At 66.3% G+C, this 19,327-nt stretch carries 12 protein-coding genes; 8 read left to right on the top strand and 4 right to left on the bottom strand.

Going from position 1 to position 19,327, the window contains the following annotated elements; all coding sequences use genetic code 11:
* Nucleotides 1–65: 65 nt before the first annotated feature.
* From dnaE to ispA, 6 genes are all read left to right on the top strand, one after another.
* Nucleotides 66–3,611 (top strand): DNA polymerase III subunit alpha, encoded by a 3,546-nt coding sequence (gene dnaE, locus ACR9ZH_RS15220; RefSeq protein WP_481291604.1) that lies wholly within the window; start codon nucleotides 66–68, stop codon nucleotides 3,609–3,611.
* Nucleotides 3,612–3,728: 117 nt separating this feature from the next.
* Nucleotides 3,729–4,688 carry an acetyl-CoA carboxylase carboxyltransferase subunit alpha gene (locus ACR9ZH_RS15215; RefSeq protein ID WP_481291603.1) on the top strand — a complete coding sequence of 320 codons (960 nt, stop codon included), beginning with the start codon at nucleotides 3,729–3,731 and terminating at the stop codon, nucleotides 4,686–4,688.
* 54 nt (nucleotides 4,689–4,742) lie between these two features.
* The gene (locus ACR9ZH_RS15210; protein ID WP_481291602.1) at nucleotides 4,743–5,486 is read left to right on the top strand and encodes an NYN domain-containing protein; all 744 of its coding nucleotides are present in this window, start codon (nucleotides 4,743–4,745) and stop codon (nucleotides 5,484–5,486) included.
* Nucleotides 5,483–6,772: a tRNA lysidine(34) synthetase TilS gene (gene tilS, locus ACR9ZH_RS15205; protein WP_481291601.1), complete on the top strand. Its 1,290-nt coding sequence runs from the start codon at nucleotides 5,483–5,485 to the stop codon at nucleotides 6,770–6,772. Before ACR9ZH_RS15210 ends, tilS begins: the two co-directional genes overlap by 4 nt.
* 32 nt (nucleotides 6,773–6,804) lie before the next feature.
* Nucleotides 6,805–7,065, top strand: a complete 261-nt coding sequence (locus ACR9ZH_RS15200; RefSeq protein ID WP_481291600.1) for an exodeoxyribonuclease VII small subunit — start codon at nucleotides 6,805–6,807, stop codon at nucleotides 7,063–7,065.
* Nucleotides 7,049–7,948, top strand: a complete 900-nt coding sequence (gene ispA, locus ACR9ZH_RS15195; protein ID WP_481291626.1) for a (2E,6E)-farnesyl diphosphate synthase — start codon at nucleotides 7,049–7,051, stop codon at nucleotides 7,946–7,948. The genes ACR9ZH_RS15200 and ispA overlap by 17 nt, the downstream gene beginning before the upstream one ends.
* 55 nt (nucleotides 7,949–8,003) lie before the next feature.
* Here the strand turns inward: ispA and ACR9ZH_RS15190 are convergent, their stop codons facing one another.
* Nucleotides 8,004–8,408 (bottom strand): DUF4870 domain-containing protein, encoded by a 405-nt coding sequence (locus ACR9ZH_RS15190; protein WP_481291599.1) that lies wholly within the window; start codon nucleotides 8,406–8,408, stop codon nucleotides 8,004–8,006.
* 197 nt (nucleotides 8,409–8,605) lie between these two features.
* Nucleotides 8,606–9,955: a metalloprotease PmbA gene (gene pmbA / locus ACR9ZH_RS15185; protein ID WP_481291598.1), complete on the bottom strand. Its 1,350-nt coding sequence runs from the start codon at nucleotides 9,953–9,955 to the stop codon at nucleotides 8,606–8,608.
* 119 nt (nucleotides 9,956–10,074) lie between these two features.
* On the opposite strand from pmbA, the gene ACR9ZH_RS15180 reads away from it, so the two are divergent.
* Nucleotides 10,075–10,323 carry a DUF1653 domain-containing protein gene (locus ACR9ZH_RS15180; RefSeq protein WP_481291597.1) on the top strand — a complete coding sequence of 83 codons (249 nt, stop codon included), beginning with the start codon at nucleotides 10,075–10,077 and terminating at the stop codon, nucleotides 10,321–10,323.
* On the top strand, nucleotides 10,320–10,859 hold the full coding sequence (gene yjgA / locus ACR9ZH_RS15175; RefSeq protein WP_481291596.1) for a ribosome biogenesis factor YjgA: 540 nt from the start codon (nucleotides 10,320–10,322) through the stop codon (nucleotides 10,857–10,859). The genes ACR9ZH_RS15180 and yjgA overlap by 4 nt, the downstream gene beginning before the upstream one ends.
* 6 nt (nucleotides 10,860–10,865) lie before the next feature.
* On the opposite strand, the gene ACR9ZH_RS15170 is transcribed toward yjgA, so the two are convergent.
* Both ACR9ZH_RS15170 and ACR9ZH_RS15165 read right to left on the bottom strand, forming a co-directional pair.
* On the bottom strand, nucleotides 10,866–11,333 hold the full coding sequence (locus ACR9ZH_RS15170; RefSeq protein ID WP_481291595.1) for a hypothetical protein: 468 nt from the start codon (nucleotides 11,331–11,333) through the stop codon (nucleotides 10,866–10,868).
* A 185-nt stretch (nucleotides 11,334–11,518) separates the two neighbouring features.
* Nucleotides 11,519–18,427: a beta-1,3-glucanase family protein gene (locus ACR9ZH_RS15165; protein ID WP_481291594.1), complete on the bottom strand. Its 6,909-nt coding sequence runs from the start codon at nucleotides 18,425–18,427 to the stop codon at nucleotides 11,519–11,521.
* Nucleotides 18,428–19,327 lie beyond the last annotated feature (900 nt).

Raw genomic sequence — 19,327 nt, 5'->3', positions numbered from 1 at the left:
TGTCAATTCTTGTCCTGCCCGCACCCGCCGGGGTAGCCTTCCCTCTGCCTCATCCGGCTGCGTCCATGTCCGTCCGCTTCGCCCATCTCCACCTGCACAGCGAGTATTCGCTGGTCGACTCGACCATCCGCATCAAGCAGCTGGTCGCTGCATGCGTGCGCACGGGCATGCCGGCCGTCGCGCTGACGGACGAGAACAACCTGTTCGGCCTGGTGAAGTTCTACAAGCAGTGCACGGCGGCAGGCATCAAGCCGATCGCGGGCTGCGACATCTGGGTCTCCAGTCCCGACGACCCGCGCCCGTGGCGCCTCACCCTGCTCTGCCAGGACCGCGACGGCTACCTGAACCTTTCTCGCCTCGTCTCGCGCGCCTGGCGCGAAGGCCAGGGCAGCGGCCGGGCTTTGGTCGAGGCCAGCTGGATGCACCCGGAAAGCGTTCGCGGCCTCATCGCCATCGCCGGGCGCGAGAGCGAGATCGCGCGCGTCGCGCTGGGCTCGGGCCTGCCGGCCGCGGGCCAGCGCTTGGAATCGCTGCGCCGTCTGTTCCCTGATCGCCTCTACCTCGAGCTGACCCGCACGGGCCGGGAGCACGAGGAATCGTGGGTGCGCGCGGCCATGGCCCTTGCGGGCGACTACGCCTTGCCGGTCATCGCCAGCAACGACGTGCGCTTCCTCGAGCGGGAAGGCTTCGAGGCCCACGAGGCGCGCACCTGCATCAACCAGGGCCGCGTGCTCGCCGATCCCAAGCGGCCGCGCGACTACAGCGAGGAGCAGTACTTCAAGTCGCCCGAGGAAATGGAGGCGCTGTTCGCCGACATCCCCGAGGCGCTGGAGAACACGGTCGAACTGGCCCGCCGCTGCAACCTGGAACTCACCTTCGGCACCTACTACCTGCCGAATTTCCCGGTGCCCGAGGGGCATACGCTCGACAGCTTCATCCGCGAACAGGCGCAGCAAGGCCTCGAGGAGCGTCTGGCCACGAACCCGCTGGCACCCGGCAAGACGCTGGAGGATTACCAGGCGAGACTCGATCGCGAGGTCGACGTCATCATCCGCATGGGCTTCCCCGGCTACTTCCTCATCGTGGCCGACTTCATCAACTGGGGCAAACAGAACGGCATTCCGGTAGGGCCTGGCCGTGGTTCCGGCGCCGGCTCGCTGGTGGCCTGGGTGCTGAAGATCACCGACCTGGACCCCCTCCAGTTCGAACTGCTGTTCGAGCGATTCCTGAATCCCGAACGCGTGTCGATGCCCGACTTCGACATCGACTTCTGCATGGACCGCCGCGACGAGGTGATCGACTACGTCGCACGCAAGTACGGCCGCGATCACGTCAGCCAGATCATCACCTACGGCTCCATGGCCGCGAAGGCCGTGCTGCGCGACTCCGGCCGCGTGCTCGGCATGGGCTACGGCCAGGTGGACCGCCTCGCGAAGCTCATCCCGAATCGCCCGCTCGACCTCACGCTGTCCGACGCGCTCGCCCGCTCCGAGAAGTCGAAGAAGGAACCCGATCGGGTCGTCAAGGATTTCTGCGACATCTACGAGACCGAGGAAGAGTCGCGCACGCTCATCGACCTCGCGCTCAGTCTCGAAGGACTCACCCGCAACGCCGGCAAGCACGCCGGCGGCGTCGTCATCGCGCCCACGCCGCTGACGGATTTCGCGCCGCTGTACTGCGAACCGAACGGCGAAGGCGTCGTGACCCAGTACGACAAGGACGACGTGGAGGCCGTGGGCCTCGTGAAGTTCGACTTCCTCGGCCTGCGCACGCTCACCATCATCGACTGGGCGGTGAAGGCGATCAACAAACGGCGCGCACGCGAGGGTATCGAGCCGCTGGTGATCGAATCGCTGCCGCTCGACGATCCGAAGGTTTACGAATTGCTGAAGAAGGCGCAGACCGTCGCCGTCTTCCAGCTCGAATCCCGCGGCATGCAGGGCATGCTCAAGGAAGCCCAGGCCGACCGCTTCGAGGACATCATCGCGCTCGTGGCGCTGTACCGTCCCGGCCCCATGGACCTCATCCCCAGCTTCTGCGCGCGCAAGCACGGCAGGGAGCCGGTGGAATATCCCGATCCGCGCGTCGAACCCATCCTGAAAGAGACCTACGGCATCATGGTCTACCAGGAGCAGGTGATGCAGATGGCGCAGATCGTCGGCGGTTACACGCTCGGCGGCGCCGACCTGCTGCGCCGCGCGATGGGCAAGAAGAAGCCCGAGGAGATGATCAAGCACCGCGCGACGTTCCGCGAAGGTGCCGCCAGGGACGGTATCGACGGCGACAAGGCGGATGCGATCTTCGACCTCATGGAGAAGTTCGCCGGCTACGGCTTCAACAAGTCGCACGCCGCCGCGTATGCACTGGTGTCGTACCAGACCGCCTGGCTGAAGGCCCACTACCCCGCCGAGTTCATGGCCGCGACGATCTCGTCGGACATGGACAACACCGAGAAGGCGGTCACCTTCCTCGACGAAACCCGCGCCATCGGCATCAAGGTGCTGCCGCCCGATGTAAATGCGTCGGAGTGGATGTTCGAGGCGGTGGAACCGAGGGTCGTTCGTTACGGCCTGGGCGCCATCAAGGGCGTGGGCCAGGGCATCTGCGAAGAGATCGTGGCCGAGCGCAAGGCACGCGGTCCCTTCCGCGGCCTGGTCGACTTCTGCCAGCGCGTCGGCTCGAACAAGCTCAACAAGCGGACCATGGAAGCCCTGGTGCAATCGGGCGCGCTGGATGCGCTGGGCGAGAACCGCGCCACGCTGCTCATGCACATTCCCGAGGCGATGCGCGCCGCCGACCAGGAAGCGAAGAACCGCGCCTCGGGCCAGGTCGACATCTTCGGCAGCGCCTTCGGCGCGGCCGAGGCACCAAGCATCATCGAGCTCTCGGGCTCGGTGCCGGAATGGCCGCTCGAACAGCTGCTGCAGGGTGAGCACGATACGCTCGGCCATTACCTGTCCGGCCACCCCACCGATCCGTGGAAAGCCGAGCTGGCGCAGCTCTCGAGCTGCCCGATCGGCGAGATCCCGCAGCGCTACCAGCCCCCGAGGCCGCGGCGCAACGACGATGACGACAACGCCAGCCGCTTCCGCCGCGCACCCGAAACACCCTGGACCGTCGCCGGGATGGTGGTCGGGATGCGCAAGCGCGGCGACAGCGATGCCTTCGTGCAGATCGAGGACGCCACCGGCCTGCTCGAAACCAGTTTCTTCCGCGAGGTATTCACCGAGGCCGCGCCGCTGCTCACGCGTGGAAACATCATCGTGGTGGAAGGCGGCCTGCGCATCGACGACTTCGCCGGCGGCTACCAGCTGCGTGCGCGCAAGGCGTATGCCTTGTCGGATGCAATGGAACACTTCGGCAAGCTGCTCACGGTGAAGCTCAACGGCGTGGGGCCCGATTTCCCGCAGCACCTGCGCCAGGCCCTCATGGGCTACCGCGGCGGTCGTACGCCGCTGCTCCTCGCCGGGTACCGGAACGGCACCGGCCAGGCCAGCTTCGAGCTCGGCGATGCGTGGCGAGTCCGCGCCCTGCCCGACCTCTTGCGCACGCTGCGCGCCCTGCCGGGCGTGCTCGGTACCGAGCTGCGCATGGTCCGTCCTTCTGACTGAAGCTTTCTTACTGGCGTTTCAGTGACTTAGCCCTCAACGGCCCGTCCATACCCGGACGCACACCGCATGGCCCGCCACTCGGTATAATCAGCGGTCTTGCCCGGATCCTGCGACTTCATGAATCCCAACTTCCTCGATTTCGAACAACCCATCGCCGAACTGGAAGCCAAGATCGAAGAACTGCGCCACGCCAGCAGCGGGCAGGCGTTCAACATCGACGAGGAAGTCGCTCGTCTGCGTGAAAAGCTGAAGGTCAAGACGGCCGAGATCTTCCGCAACCTCACGCCGTGGCAGGTCAGCCAGGTGTCGCGCCATCCGGCGCGTCCGTACACCCTGGATTACATCCAGGGCATGTGCGAGGAATTCCACGAGCTGAAGGGCGACCGCATGTTCGCCGACGACCAGGCCATCGTGGGCGGCCTCGCGCGCATCAACGGCCGCTCGATCATGATCGTCGGCCACCAGAAGGGCCGCGACACCAAGACCAAGGTGAAGCGCAACTTCGGCATGCCCCGCCCCGAGGGGTACCGCAAGGCGCTGCGCCTGTTCAAGATGGCCGAGCGCTTCCACATGCCCGTCTTCACCTTCATCGACACGGCGGGCGCATGGCCCGGCATCAATGCCGAGGAACGCGGCCAGTCCGAAGCCATCGCGCGCAACTTGCTCGAGATGGCCGACCTGCGCGTGCCCATCGTCTGCACGGTCACCGGCGAAGGCGGCTCCGGCGGCGCACTGGCCATCGGCGTGGGCGACCGCACGCTGATGCTGCAGTACTCCACCTATTCCGTCATCACGCCGGAAGGCTGCGCCTCCATCCTCTGGAAGAGCGCCGACAAGGCGAAGGACGCCGCCGAGGTCATGGGCCTCACCGCGCCGCGCCTGCTCGAAAACGGCCTGATCGACAAGATCGTGCGCGAGCCGCTGGGCGGCGCCCACCGCAATCCGCAGTCCATGGCCACGCGCCTGAAGGCCGTGCTGCTCAACCAGCTCGACGAGCTCGAGGCCCTGCCCATCGAGGAACTGCTGGAGAAGCGCTACCACCGCCTGCGCGGCTACGGCGCCTTCAGCGAAGGCTGATCTTTCCGCCGCGGGCGGTACCATGGAGGGGACTGCCGCATACCGGAGCCCTCCATGGCCAACGACGTCCCCGTGAAGCTCGCCGTGCTGATCGACGCCGACAATGCGCGGCCGGCCATCGTCGATGGCTTGCTGGCGGAAGTGGCGAAGTACGGCACCGCGCACGTGAAACGGATCTACGGCGACTGGACCGGGCCCAATCTGGGCGGGTGGAAGTCGGCGCTGCTGGATCATTCCATCCAGCCCATCCAGCAGTTCGCCTATACGACGGGCAAGAACGCCACGGACTCGGCAATGATCATCGACGCGATGGACCTGCTCTATGCCAATCGCTTCGACGGCTTCTGCATCGTATCCAGCGACAGCGATTTCACCCGGCTCGCATCGCGCATCCGCGAAGCAGGCCTCATCGTGTACGGATTCGGCGAACGCAAGACGCCGCTGCCCTTCGTTTCCGCCTGCGACAAGTTCATTTACACCGATCGCCTGGTCGGTACCGTCGAAAGCGAACCGGAAGAGCCGAAAGCGAAGAAGTCTTCGGCGGAACTGCGCGGCGACACGAAACTCATGAACCTGCTGCGGAATGCCATCGATGCGGCCTCGGACGAGAACGGATGGGCCGCGCTGAGCACCGTCGGCGGCATCGTCAACAAGCGATCGCCCGATTTCGATTCGCGCGACTACGGCTACTCGAAGTTCAGCGGCCTCATCAACGCTATTGGCCTGTTCGACATCGAGGACCGCCAGATCGGCAATGCGAAGCACCCCTACGTGCGCAACAAGCCGCGGGGCAAATGAACAGCAGCCTGTACTCGCACCTCGACCGCGCGCTGGACGATGCAGGAGACGCCCCGCTGGTCGTGGCCTATAGCGGCGGCCCCGATTCGACGGCCTTGTTGCATGCGCTGGCGACGCGCGCACCGCGGCCTACCCTTCGCGCCTTGCACGTGGACCACGGACTGCATGCCGAGAGCGGCGTCTGGGCCCTGCATTGCCGGCACTTCTGCGAATCGCTGGAAGTGCCTTTCGAAGCCATCCGGGTCACCGTGGACCTCACCCGCGGGGAAGGCATCGAAGCGGCGGCACGGCGTGCGCGCCGCGCGGCGTTTGCCGCGGCGCTCAAGCCGGGCGAGCGTCTCGTCCTCGCCCATCACCGGGACGATCAGGTCGAGACGGTCCTGCTGAAACTGCTGCGCGGCGCGGGCCCGGAAGGGCTTGCCGGGATGCGCCCATGGCGCCCCCTTGGCGCCGGTACGCTGTGGCGTCCGCTGCTCGGTCTGCCCCGCATCGCCCTGCTCGACCACGTCGCGGAGTTCGGCCTGGATACCGTGCACGATCCTTCGAACGACGACCCGCGCATCGCCCGCGTCTACCTGCGCGGCACCGTGGTTCCCGCGTTGCTGTCGCAATGGCCGCAGGCCGCGGTGAGCATCGCGCACAGCGCCCGCCTGTGCGGCGAGGCCGCCGACAGCCTCCGCGATGAGTGGATGGACGCACTCGCCCGGCTCCGCGACGATCGCGACACCCTGGATGCCGTCGCCTGGCTGGCCCTGCCACCCGCGTGGCGCGCCCCGCTGCTGGATCACTGGTTGCACGCGGCCGGACTCTCCGCGCCGACCACCGCGCAGCGCGACGCGCTCGAACGACAGGTGCGCGAGGCCGCGGCGGAACGCCTGCCCGTGCTCGGCTGGGCGGATACCGAAGTGAGGCTTTGGCGCGGCCGGCTCTGGGCCATGCGCCGGCGGCCGGCTTTCGACGAAGGCTGGTCGGCAGCGTGGCAGGGCGAGCCGCTGGTCTTGCCCGGCGGCGGCACGCTATCGCTCCCCAACGGGCGCCTGGCGCAGCCTGTGACCGTCCGCTACCGCCAGGGCGGCGAAGCCTTGCGTCCGCACGGCGACCGGCATACGCGCGAACTGCGCGATCTGTTCCAGCAAGCCGCGGTGCCCCCGTGGGTACGTCCGCGCATCCCCCTCGTGGAAGCCGGCGGCCAGCTGGTCGCCGTGGCCGACAAGTGGCTGAGCAACGAGGGTAAAACGCTGTTCGACGCGGCTGGCAGCGCCCCGGTGTGGCATCGCGACGATTGATTGCATCGGCCGTGTGAGCTAGTTTTGCGGCCATGCCGAAGTCCCCAGAAACCCCCGCGCCCGCCTCGTCGATCGCCGAATTCGAGCACTCGCTGGACGAGCTCGAACAGCTGGTCACGCGCATGGAAGGCGGGGAGCTCAGCCTCGACGAGTCGCTGAAGTCGTTCGAGCGCGGCATCGGTCTTTACCGGCACTGCCAGACGGCACTGGAGCAGGCGGAACTGCGCGTGCGCCTGCTGCTCGACCCCGAAGCCCCCGATACCGCCGAACCCTTTGATTCCCGCATCGACTGACCTGCCGGCGCCGCTCAAGGCGCTGGTCGTCCGGGCGGACAGCGCACTCGCGCGCGTCCTTCCCGGTGAAGACCGGCCGCCCGCCGACCTGCATCGCGCCATGCGCTACGCCGTCCTCGGCGGCGGCAAGCGCCTGCGCCCATTGTTCGTCTACGCCGCAGGCCACGCCCTCGGCTGCGACGGCCCGGTCCTGGACGCGCCGGCCTGTGCGGTGGAAATCATCCACGCCTACTCCCTGGTGCACGACGACCTGCCAGCGATGGACGACGACGCGCTGCGCCGCGGACGCCCCACCTGCCACATCGTGTTCGGCGAAGCCATGGCGATCCTCGCCGGCGACGCCTTGCAGGCGCTGGCCTTCGAGATCCTCGCAACCGCGCCAGGCGACGATGACCCGTCGTTGCGGATCGCCATGCTCCGCGCCCTGGGTGCGGCCTGCGGCGCCGAAGGCATGGCCGGTGGCCAGGCCTTCGACCTCGCCGGCGTCGGCAGGAAGCTCTCGCTCGAGGAGCTGGAGCGCATGCACGCCTACAAGACGGGCGCACTCATCCGTGCTTCCGTCCGCCTCGGTGCCCTCGCTGCCGGCTGCACCGATGCCGCGATGCTCCAACGCCTCGATCGCTACGCGCACGCCGTGGGCCTCGCCTTCCAGGTCCGCGACGACATCCTCGACGTCGAAGGCGAATCCGCCGTGATCGGGAAGACCGCCGGCAAGGATGCGGCCGCCGACAAACCCACCTTCCCTTCCATCCTGGGACTGGAGGCTTCGCGCGACCGGCTGGCAGCACTGGTGGACGAGGCCCTGGACGCCATCGCGCCGCTTGGCGAGCGCGGTGAGTGGCTGGCCGAACTGGCGCGCTACTCCGCGCGGCGCGGACATTAAGCAAGAAAAAAGCCCGCGCAAGCGGGCCTTTTCTTTCCACGCCGGACCGATCGCCTCAGGCGATTAGGCGCAGCGCGAACGGGTACCGATAACTGCCGTTGGAACTCACCCTCACCGCGGCGACGATGCAGAACACCAGGTTGAACAGCCACAGCAGCGGCGTCAGGAACGCACCGATGATGACGAAGGCCAGGACCCAGCAGATCACGTAGCCGATCAGCACGGTGATCTGGAAGTTCAGGGCTTCCTTGGCCTCGGTGACGAGGTAGGTCTTGTCGGCGCGGTCCTTGTGCACCAGCCATACGATGAGCGGGACGATGATGCTGAAGATGATCCCCGAGAGGTGGGTCAGCATCGCGATGTTCTTGTCGTCCGTATTCACCACGGGACCGCTGGGTTCGTACGGCGGCGGCGGAGACGGCGGGGGCGACGGCGGGATCTGGTCGGACGGCGTGCTCATGGCGGAACTCCGTGGACGATGTCGGCCCCACTCTCCCGTGCGTCCGGTGCCGTGTCAAGCCGACGTTCGGCACCCCTGTGGGAGCCGGCTGTGCCGGCGATCCCGCGGCAGCGGGCGGGCTTGCCGCGCGCCCCCATCGCCGCTGAAGTTGCTCCCACACAAAGCCGGGCACATCGGGGAGATCTGCCCCAGCCGGGTCATTCCCCGGCGATCGTCATCTTCTCCACCAGCCAGGAGCCGGTCAGGATGTGCGAGCGGCGGTCCACGTCGGCGCCCACGGCGACCAGGTTGGCGTACATGTCGCGCAGGTTGGCCGCGATGGTGATCTCCTCCACCGGATAGGCGATCTGGCCGTTCTCCACCCAGAAGCCCGAGGCCCCCCGCGAGTAGTCGCCGGTGACGATCGATACGCCCTGCCCCATCACCTCGGTGACCAGCAGGCCGGTGCCGAGCTTGCGCAGCATGCCGGCGAAGTCGTCGTCGCCGGTCTTCACGTACAGGTTGTGCACGCCGCCGGCGTTGCCGGTGGAGGTCAGCCCCAGCTTGCGCGCCGAATAGCTGCCGAGGATGTAACGCTGGAGGACGCCGTCGACCACCAGCGGCGCGTCCATCGTCGCGACGCCTTCCGCATCGAAGACGGAGGAACCGAGGCCGCGGGGCACCAGTGGCTTCTCGTCGATGCGGAACCATGACGGCAGGATCTGCTTGCCTGCATGGTCCACGAGGAAGCTGGAGCGGCGGTACAGCGACCCGCCGCTCACCGCTCCCAGCAAGTGGCCGAGCAGCGAGCGCGATACGTCGGGTGCGAACAGCACGGGCGCCTGGCGCGTGCCCAGGCGGCGCGCGCCCAGGCGGGAAAGCGTGCGCTCGGCCGCCATGCGGCCGATCCCGGCGGCGTCCATGAAGTCGCCTGCGCGGCGGACGCTGTCGTACCAGTAGTCGCGCTGCATGCCGTCGTCGTCGCCGGCGATCAGCGCCACCGACAATGAGTGCCGGGTGCCGCGCTCGCGCCCGAGGAAACCATGGGAATTGGCGTAGACCGAAAGGCTCTGGCCTGCGTTCACGCTGGAACCGTCCGAGTTCGTGATGCCGGCGACGGCACGGCCGGCGTCCTCGATCTCCCGGCCCAGCGCGATTGCGCTGTCCACGTCGATGTCCCAGGGATGCCAGAGGTCCAGGTCCGGGAAATCCTTCGCCATGCGCCCGGCCTCGGCGAGACCCGCCGCCGGGTCTTCCTCGGTGAAGCGGGCGATGGCGCAGGCCTGGTCGATGGTCGCCTGGATCGAATCCGGATTGAGATCGGCGGTGCTGGCCGAGCCCTTGCGCTGGCCGAAATACACGGTGAGGGCAAAGCCGCGGTCGCGGGTATGCTCCACCGTTTCCACTTCGCCCAGGCGCACGTTGACGTTCAGGCCCACGTCGATGCTGGCCGATACCTCCGCCTGGCTGGCTCCCGCGGCGCGGGCGCGCCGGATCGTGTCCTCCGCCAGTTCGGCGAGTCGATCGAGGTCCTGGTGGCTGGTGTCGGGGGTCGCAACTTGGCTCACGTGGGCGTCCTGGGGGCTGGGCGGTTAGAATATCGGGCCGTACGCGGCCGTCCCCATCAGATGGGGCCGCGTGGCCCGATCAAAAGCAAGGGCACCGCCCATGGTGCCATGGAACCCCTATGACAGTCCGTGTCGGCTACTACCGCCACTTCAAGGGCATGCCGTACCGCGTACTCGGCAGCGCCCTGCACAGCGAAACCATGGAGGAACTGGTCATCTACCAGGACCTCTACGACCAGCGCCGCCTGTGGGTGCGCCCCGCCAGCATGTTCGCCGAAACCGTCGAACGCGACGGCAAGACCGTTCCCCGCTTCGCGTTCGAACGCGAGGCCGACGATTTCCAGTCCATCACGGATGCCATGCCATGAAGCCTTTCGACGATCGCCCGCACGACGAGAACGAAGAGGACTTCGGCCCCAGCCGCAGCGAGAAGCGCCGCAACGCGCTGGACATCCTGAAGCTCGCCGGTCAGCTCATGGAGCTGCCGCCCAGCCGCATCCCCAAGCTGAACCTGCCCGAGGACATCGTCGACGAGATCGGCCGTACACGGAAGATCACGGCGCATATCGCGCGCAAGCGCCAGCTCGCCTACCTGGCGAAGCAGATGCGCAGGCACGGGGATGAAGCCTTCGCCGACGCGCGCGCCGAGCTTGGGGAGGATCGCGATCGCCAGCGCCAGGAAGCCGCGCATACGCATCGCCTCGAAGCCGCGCGCGAGAAGCTGCTGGAAGGCGGCGATGCCGCACTCGGCGAGCTGTTCGACCGCCATCCCGACCTCGACCGCCAGCACCTGCGCTCCCTGGTGCGCCAGGCGAAGGCGGAGCGCGAGGGGAACAAGCCGCCGCATGCGTTCCGCGAGATCTACCGGATCTTGAAGGAACTCGGGGCGTCGTCGCCCGATTGACTCACATCAGCCGACGGGGTTCGGCCGGATCCAAATGCCGGAGAGGTAGACGGATCCGGTGACACGGTCTGCACCGGGCCGATCTGACTTGACTGATATCCCAAAGCCCACCGCGCCCTTCTCAAGCGTAATGCTGCACACGCCGCTTGTTCCCCAGTCAGTCCCTGGGAAAAAGTCATCCGTGGTACGCGAAACTGACGGCCCATCCGCGAACTGGGCGTTGACGATCATCCGGGTGGCACTCGCGGGGCCAGTACCATCCACCACCGCGGAATATCCAAAGGAATAAGTTCCCGGAGGAACCCATCGCGTAACTTGTTCAAGGAGTACAGGTAAGGTCCTACCGCAGCCCACGGCCGTGCGACCTGCGTATTCCAAGGGGCGAACAAAACCCAGCGGGCCGGCAGACCAGCGGTCGAGGCCATCGGCGAAGTCCGGGTTAGAGACAAGATTGGGGCCTTCCTTCTCATTCATCGCACTCTCCTTGTCGAGTGGTCAGCCTAGCAACGCAACGACGGGCCAGGCAAACCCAACAATCGCGAATGGAATGAGTCGTCTGTGGGGCTTTCTGCCGGAATCCGGCCACGATTGGGGGGCAGGAAAAATAAAAAAGGCGGTGGATCGCTCCACCGCCCTTCTCTTGCCTTGCTACGTGCGGCTTACCAACCGATCCCGAGTTCGAGATGTTCCGGCTGGGTCTCGATCAGCGTCGAGCTCTGGTCGGAGACATCGTCGTACGCGAAACCGTACGCCTTGCCGTTCACGCCATGCAGGTGCCAGAAGCGCGAATAGTAGTTCGCCGGCGACTGCGTGTAGAACGAACCCGGATCCTTCCACAGGGTCGTGTCTTCCATCACGTGACGGTTGAACGCTGCGCAGATCTGCGCCTCGAGCTGGCCTTCCACGCCCCACGGATCGTTCGACCGGGCCAATGCGCCCTTGCCTTCGAGCACGTCCTGGGTGCTGGGCTTGGCTACCTTGAACAGCATGCCTTCCGGCTCGTCCTGTTCATGGGTATCGGCCCAGTTGGTGTGGGTGAAGGTCAGCACGCCGTCCACGACCGTGCCTTCGAACTGCTTGTTGCCGATCGTCATCTCCAGCACGTGGTCCTGGTAGTACGTCCACGACTGGTCGATGTAATCGTCGAAGTAGTGCTCCTGCGGCTTGCCGACATCGAACGCGGCCTTACCCGGTGCCAGGATCCGGATCGGATCGGCCTCGGTGAGCTGGAACTCGGCCGGGACCTCCTGGTTGTACTGGGCAAAGATCTGCGCTCGCGTCTGTGTGATGCCCGACGACTCGTGCCTGGTCTTGTCGCCGCCATACACATCGAGCGACAGCGGGATCGAGAACTGGTCCACCTGCGTCGTGTTGATGAAGATGGCGTTGTCGTTCCAGGTGAACTCGTACCAGTCGTAGTGCACGTCGATGTTCGGATCGGTGGCATTGAGCGGATTGGGACCCGCGAAGCCGATCGAACCGTCGGCCGCCTTCAGGATCTTGATGTACATCGGTTCGCCGACCGAGACGAAGATCCGGCCCGAATCCAGCTTCGGCAGCTTGAGCAGCTTGGCCTGCGCGAGCGTGAAGAAGTAGTTCGGGTAGTTCTGGCCGTTCTTGGTCAGGTGGCCTTGTCCGTCGTTGTCCGCTTCCGATGCGGCGGTCACCGTGCCGTCCGGCTTGACCCACGAGAACACCTGCGATTTCGGATCGCGGCCGATGACGGCGACGAAGATCTGGTCGTCGCGCCACTTGCCGTTGGTCGTATTGCGCAGCTGCGTACCGATGTAGCCCGGGTACGTCGTGTAGTCGAAGCCCTGTGAGGGATCGTTCGCCTGCGGGTTTTCAGGCGGCGTCGTGCCGTCGTTCGCATCCGCCGCGTACACGCCCATTTCCCACAGCGAATAACCATAGGGGCTGGAACGTTTGATGCCGCTCATCCGCACGTACTGCGCCGAGATCGCCGGGAAGGTGACGGTTTCCACGCCGCCCTGGCTGTTCTCGTTGTCGTACGCGAGGTTCCAGGTCTTGCCGTCGGTGGAGACTTCGATGCGGTAGGCGAGCGCATGCGCGTTCTCCCACGACAGCACCACCTTGCCGATCGTCTGCACCGAGCCGAGGTCGACCTGGATCCACTGGTCGTCGGTGAAGCCCGAAGACCAGCGCGTCCCGGCGTCGCCGTCGTTCACGTTCGCCGGCTTGAACGCCACCGGATTCTCGCTGTCGGACGCCAGCACCGTGCGGTGCAGGGCCAGGTTGCCCGTCGCGGGGACGGTCTGGTCCTGCTGCTGCGGTACCTGCGGCTGGGTCTGCGCGGGCTGGTCGGTGACCGGCTGCTGCGGCTGGGTAGCCGTCGCCGCATACACCTCGAACTCGAACATGGAATTGCCGTAAGCAGTGTTCCGCTTCGTGCTGTTCATGCGCACATACCGCGAGGTCTGTGCCGGGAAGGTCTGCGTGTCCACGCCGCCCTTGCCCGCGATCGGACCGATGACGGTGTTCCAGTGCGTGCCATCGTCCGACGTGTCGATCGTGTACTGGGCGGACGAGGCGTTCTCCCAGCGCATGATGACGTGGTCGAAGGTCTTCGGTGAGCCGAAGTCCACGACCAGGTCGGCCGGATCGACGCCCGGCGCCGAGCTCCAGCGCGTGTCGAAGTTGCCATCGATGGCGGCGGAGGGACCGAGATCGCCGCGCTCCGGGAGCACCGACGACGAGGCGGTGGCGCCGATGGCGATATTCACGCCACCCTTGCCGTCGCCCGGCGTACCGGGGCTCGGCGGATTGCTGCCGCCATTGTCGCCACCGTTGTCGCCGTCGCCATTGCCCGGTTGCTGCACAGGTACGGTGCCGAAGACGGGATCGGAACCATCGGTGGAGTTGTCGACGGTCAACATGGCGTCGTTGCTGGTCGTCGAGATCCCCTGCGCGCTGATCACCTTCACGCGCAGGCGCGCACCGTTGTTCGCCGCCACGAGAGCCGGGGTGGCATACGTGCCGTCGGCGGTGCTGGACAGGAACGATTCGACGTCGTTGTTATCCGCGTCCTTGGTCACGTCGTACCAGTCGTAGCTGAGCGGACCGACGCCGGTAGCCGCCACGGTGAAGTGCGCGGACCGGCCGACGCCGGCCTTCTGGCTGACGGGCTGGCTGGTGATCATCGGAGCGACCGCCTTGGTGCCCTTCACGCAAAGCACGTGGCCCGGGTTGTTTTCCGCGACCTCGCGGCTCTTCAGGCCGAGCGAGTTCACCTGGAACGCGAACTCCGGATCGGTCGGGTCCTGCCCTTCCGTCCAGGTCGTCCATGCACCCGGGAACGCCGCCGTCGAATAGTTCTGGCCGCTGATGGCCAATGCTTCGTCGACGGTCGGGAGGCGCATGCCGTCCTTCGCGCATGCGGCGATCGCCACCGACTGGGTGAACTGCGCGCCCTGGTCGGTGAAGCCGCGCTGGGTACGATCCCATTGCAGGCCGCTCAGGTTGTCGGTCACCAGGTTGGAGCCGGTGGAGGTGGTGTAGCGGTCCGTGATCGCGCAGCAGCCGGCCGAGTCGTACACCTCGAACTCATACAGGGAATAACCGTAGTCGGTCGCACGCTTGATGCCTTGCATGCGCACGTAACGGCCGGTCACCGGATGGTCGAAGGTGAAGTCCTCGGTCCCGCCGTTGCTGGTCTCGGCGTGGTACGCGTCCTGGAAGCCCGAGTCGGGGCTGTCCGAGTACTGGATCTTGTACTCGCTGGCGTGGGCGTTCTCCCACTTCAGCACGACGCGGTTGAAGGTGCGCGAGGAACCCAGGTCCACCGTGATGAACGCATTGTCGTCACCGATCTTCGAACCCCAGCGCGTGGTCTCGTCCCCATCGACGGCCTGCCATGCGGCGGTGCCCTGCGGGTTTTCCACTTCGCTGGACAGCGTCGCCTTCTGCCGGGCCAGGTTGGCGCCCGGCGGGGCGAGCGTCAGCTTCGCGGATGCCGTCGCCGCCAGCGCGTCGCCGGTGATGTTCGTCACCGTGACGCTGTACGTGCCCACATCGCCCTGCTGCACCGACGGAATGGTGAACGTGGGTTGATCGTCGCCCACCGCCTGATCGCCATGCGACCACTTGTAGTGGAACGGCGACGTACCGGCCACGAGCTTCGACACGTCGAACGTCGCCGGCTGGCCCGGGTTCGCGCGGACGTCGGCCAGCGCACCGGTGAAGACCGGCTGACGGGCCGCGTTCACCGTGAGCAACACCTCGTCCGAGAGTTTCTGGCTGCCGGAGTTGCTGATGAACACCGAGTACTTCTTGCCGCTGTCGGCCTGGGTCAGCACCGGCGTGTCATAGGTCGGACCCGTGGCATTCGGGATGGCCACGCCATCCTTCATCCACTTGTACTGCACCTTGGGCGAACCGGAGGCGACCACGGCGAAATGCGCCGTCTGGCCTTCGTCCACGTTCTGCGCCACAGGCTGGGTCGAGATCGTCACCTCCTTGAACGCGAAGACGTGCAGCACGGCCGGATTGGATTCCCTGTCCGGACCCGCACCGTGGACGACAGCGGTGTACTTCGCACCGTCGTCGGCGAGGCTCGTGGCCGGCGTGGTGTAGCTCGCGCCGGTGGCGCCCGGAATCTCCACGCCGTTCTTCTTCCACGTGAAGCTGAGCGGCTGGGCGCCGGAGGCCGTCACGGAGAAGTGGCCCGTGTCGCCGGCGGTGACGCTGTCGTCCACCGGATCGGCAACGATCGAGGGCGGACCGGAAGGCGTCGCTGCCTGCGGTACGGCCGAGATCGTGAACGAGGTACGGCCCGTGAGGAGACCCGGCGCCGAGGCGCTTACCGTCACCGTGCCGGTGGTGAACTTCGTGCGCAACGCGATCTTCTGCAGACCGCCCTCGAACTGGAGCTCATGCGAACCCGGCGAGTGGTAGTAATGCATCGGTTCGGCGATGCCGCCGTTCTGGTCCGGAATTTCGCCGGCACTGTAATCGACGTACTGCTGCGTGCCGCCATTGAAGCTGACCAGCGAAGCGCCGCTGTCCACTTCGAAGTCGACCTTCTGCGAGGCATCCGGCACGAGCACGCCGTTGGCGTCCACGACCTTGGCCACGATGAAGGCGGCATCCGAGCCGTTCGCCGTGACCTGGAAGCGCGTGCCGTCCGGCTTGACGATCGGATCGGCGGTGTTCACCACCTCGAGTTCGATGTGGTGCGCGGGGCCGGCCGTGGTCAGCGTGTCCTGCACGTTCTGGCCGTTCTCGTCGGTGCGCACGTTGCCCAGGTTATCGATGCACTGTGCCACCGCCTGGCCTGGCTGCCAGGTCACGTTCCAGTGCACCTGACCCGGAAGCTTCGTGGTCTTCTGCGCCTGGTCGGCGCCGACGATCTTGCCGGTCAGCTCGTCCGTCGGACCGTTCTCGAGGTTGTACGAGGCCTCGTCGATCGTGTCCCACGGGTTGGGCACCTGGTCGGTACCCTGCTGCACGCCATTCACCAGCAGGCGCACCCTCGGGCAATTGCTGAACGCGTTCACCTGGATGTCGCCGCTGCGGTTCCAGGTATGCGCCAGCTTCACCACCGGGCGCAGGTCGTAAGGCACCCACACCGACTCGTAGATGTACGCCAGCATGCGCGGGAAGCGCTCCGCATCGGTCATCGACGCGTTGTTGCCGCGGGCGTTGTGACGGAAGCCCTTGATCGGCGTGCCATCCGGGTGTGTGGCGATGCTGCCGTCGGGATTGCGCTGGTACGTCCAGTGCGTGGCGTCCTCCAGGCCGTCCACCAGTTCGATGGTTTCACCCGGGGTGTCGGCGAAGTACCACTGCGCCATGCCGAAGGTACCGCCCTTGCGCGCCTGCGAGTAGGGCACGAGGTAGTTGAGCGCGAAGGCCAGTTCGTAATCGTAGGCTTCGCGCGTCCCGCCCGGGCCCCAGTACTCCGCGCCCCAGGCGGGCTTGTTCGGGTACTCGGTGGTATGCAGGTAGGTTTCGCACCCGGCCTTCGAACAGCTGAGGATGTCGCCGTTGGCGGCATTCGGCGTGCGGTCGGCCGCGGCGCGGGGAGCGATGTTGTCCCAGCTGCGGGCCATGGCACGCAGTTCCTGCGCGAATGCGGTGTTCATCGCACCGTTGTCGTGCTCCCAGGCCAGGATGGACGGGTGGCTGCGGTCGCGGATCACGATGTCGCGATGGACCTCGCGCTTGATCGTCCACATGTCCGCGCAGGCCTGGTCGCCCGCGGTACAGGCATTCGCGAAGCCGTTCTCGCCGTCGCCGCTGGGCTGCACGATGAACACGCCGAGCGCGTCGGCCGCTTCCACGAATTCCGGACTGGACGGCGAATGACCGGGGCGCCACAGGTTGCCGCCGTAGGAGGCCATCTGCTTCAGGTCGCGCCACTGCTGCTCCTCGGGCACGGACGAACCGAGACCCGGGTAGTCATAGCGGCCCGAACCGCCCCACATGTACTGCTTCTTGCCATTGACGTACGGGAAGTCCTTGTCCCAGGTGATCGTGCGGATGCCGAGCGTGCTCTGCTTCGCATCGACCACGGTGCCGTCGATATCGACGGTGTGGAACACCTTGTAGAGGTACGGCTTGCCGTCAACGCTGTTGTTCGGATACCAGAGCGTCGGGTTGTTCACCGTCAGCGTCTCGTCGAACACCGGCGTCTGGTCGCTAGGAATCACGTGCGGCGCAAGCGTTGCCTGGCGCTGGTCGCTGGCGACGACGGTCCCGTCGGCAGCCACGATCTGCGTGGTCAGGCGCACGGTCTGGGGTGCGTCCGTCTCGTTGACCACGTTGGTCTCGACGCGGACGGTCGCCTGCGTGTGGTCGGCGCTGATCGACTGGGTGCCTACATAGGTGCCCCAGGTGTTCTGGCCCGCATACACGTTTTCCGGGATGTGCACGAGGTTGGTCACGTGCAGCTTGACCGGGCGGAAGATGCCGGCCTCGGCCTGGCCGAAACGGAACGAGCCTGAGAAGCCCGGATCCTCGAAGAAGCCGCCGCCGCTACGGCTCACCTTCACGGCGAGCACGTCGTTACCGTCGAATTTCAGGTACGGGGTGAGGTCCACGATGTGCGGCAGGAAGCCGATGACGTGGGTGGCCTCGGCATCCGGCTGGCCAGGCTGGTTGAGCACGCCGGTGCCGCGGATGAAGGTGCCGTTGACGTACACGCGGTCGCCCGTGTGCGCGCCTTCGAACTCCACCATCACCTTCTTGCCGCGGTACGACGCGGAGTCGGCGAGCTTCGTGCGATACCAACTGGTCTCGCCGTCCAGGCTGCCCTGGCCACCGCCGGACTCCTGGTTGATGAAGGTGGTGAAGTCGTTGGCCGCGTGCGGCAGGCCGACGGTCAGCCACGCGCTGTCGTTGTAGTTGACGGCCGCGCCTTCGTCGCCATTGGGCAGCGGCGCATAGACCACGGGATCGTTGGGATTGACGATGGCTTGCTTGGTGTATTTCCACGGCTGCGCGCCGAGGTTGATGTCCTGGCGATCCGAGGACGCGAGCGTGACGGCCTGGGCCGTCGCGGTCACGCCGAGGAACGCGAGGGCAAGCAGGCTGGATAGCCTGGCCAACCTGGGCGTACTCCGGGGTGATGCGGTATGTCGCTTCATTGGGTTTGGGTCCCCTGTTTGGGCCACGTTGGGAGACGGCAAGATTCCCGGCGCGCACGAACGCAGAGCCGGCGCATGAAGCGCCGGCTTTCCGTCGTTACGCGATGAGTGGACTGTTCGCCCTGGCGCCGGTCTCTACGAGCCCCTGCAGGCCTACCGGGTTTAGCCGTCCATACGCCGTCGCCGCGGATCATCCGCCTGCTGGATGACAGTCACAATACCAATTCGGGGGACTGGCACGAAAATAGTTACCATACGTTCGCGTTCCGTGATGGGCTTCCGGTTTGCAGGCGGAACAGGTTTGCGTGGATAGGTTTGAACAAGACAGTGGGAAGCACAAAAAGCGTCACTAGGACTCTGCACCTCCCGCGCACGTTCCACGTCACCCGTCAAATTTGCGGCGCCTTCGACCATCGCTGTAGGAGCGCGCACCGCGCGCGACAGCCTTTCGCGTCGGTTGGCCCGCTGGCGCGTGCCCATGCTTTAAGCGGCTTCGCCGCAGGGAGCGTGACGGTTCGGCGTCCGCCATCGCGTTTTGCTTTTGGCGTGGCGGCGGGTCGCCGGTGCCTGCCGTTTTTCTCGCTAAGTCCTCGTTCGGCCTACGCCTCCCTGCGGAATCGCTCCAAAAACGGCAGCCACCGGCTCCTCCCAACACGACGGTCGCATGCAGCAAAAGCCAAAGCAGCGGCTCGTGCGCTTCGACGGCCGCACGCTCACCCCACCGTGCGGATAGAACGCAGCCCTGTAGGAGCGCGCCTTGCGCGCGCTGATCTTTTTGCGACCACCTTCGCACTGAGCGTTTTCGCAACCCTGCAGCAAGAGTCACTAGGCTCCCGCCTTCGCGGGAGCGACGGTTGTTGG

This window comes from Luteibacter sp. SVR4-7G (assembly GCF_056755555.1).
This window is presented reverse-complemented; position numbering and strand designations above follow the sequence as displayed.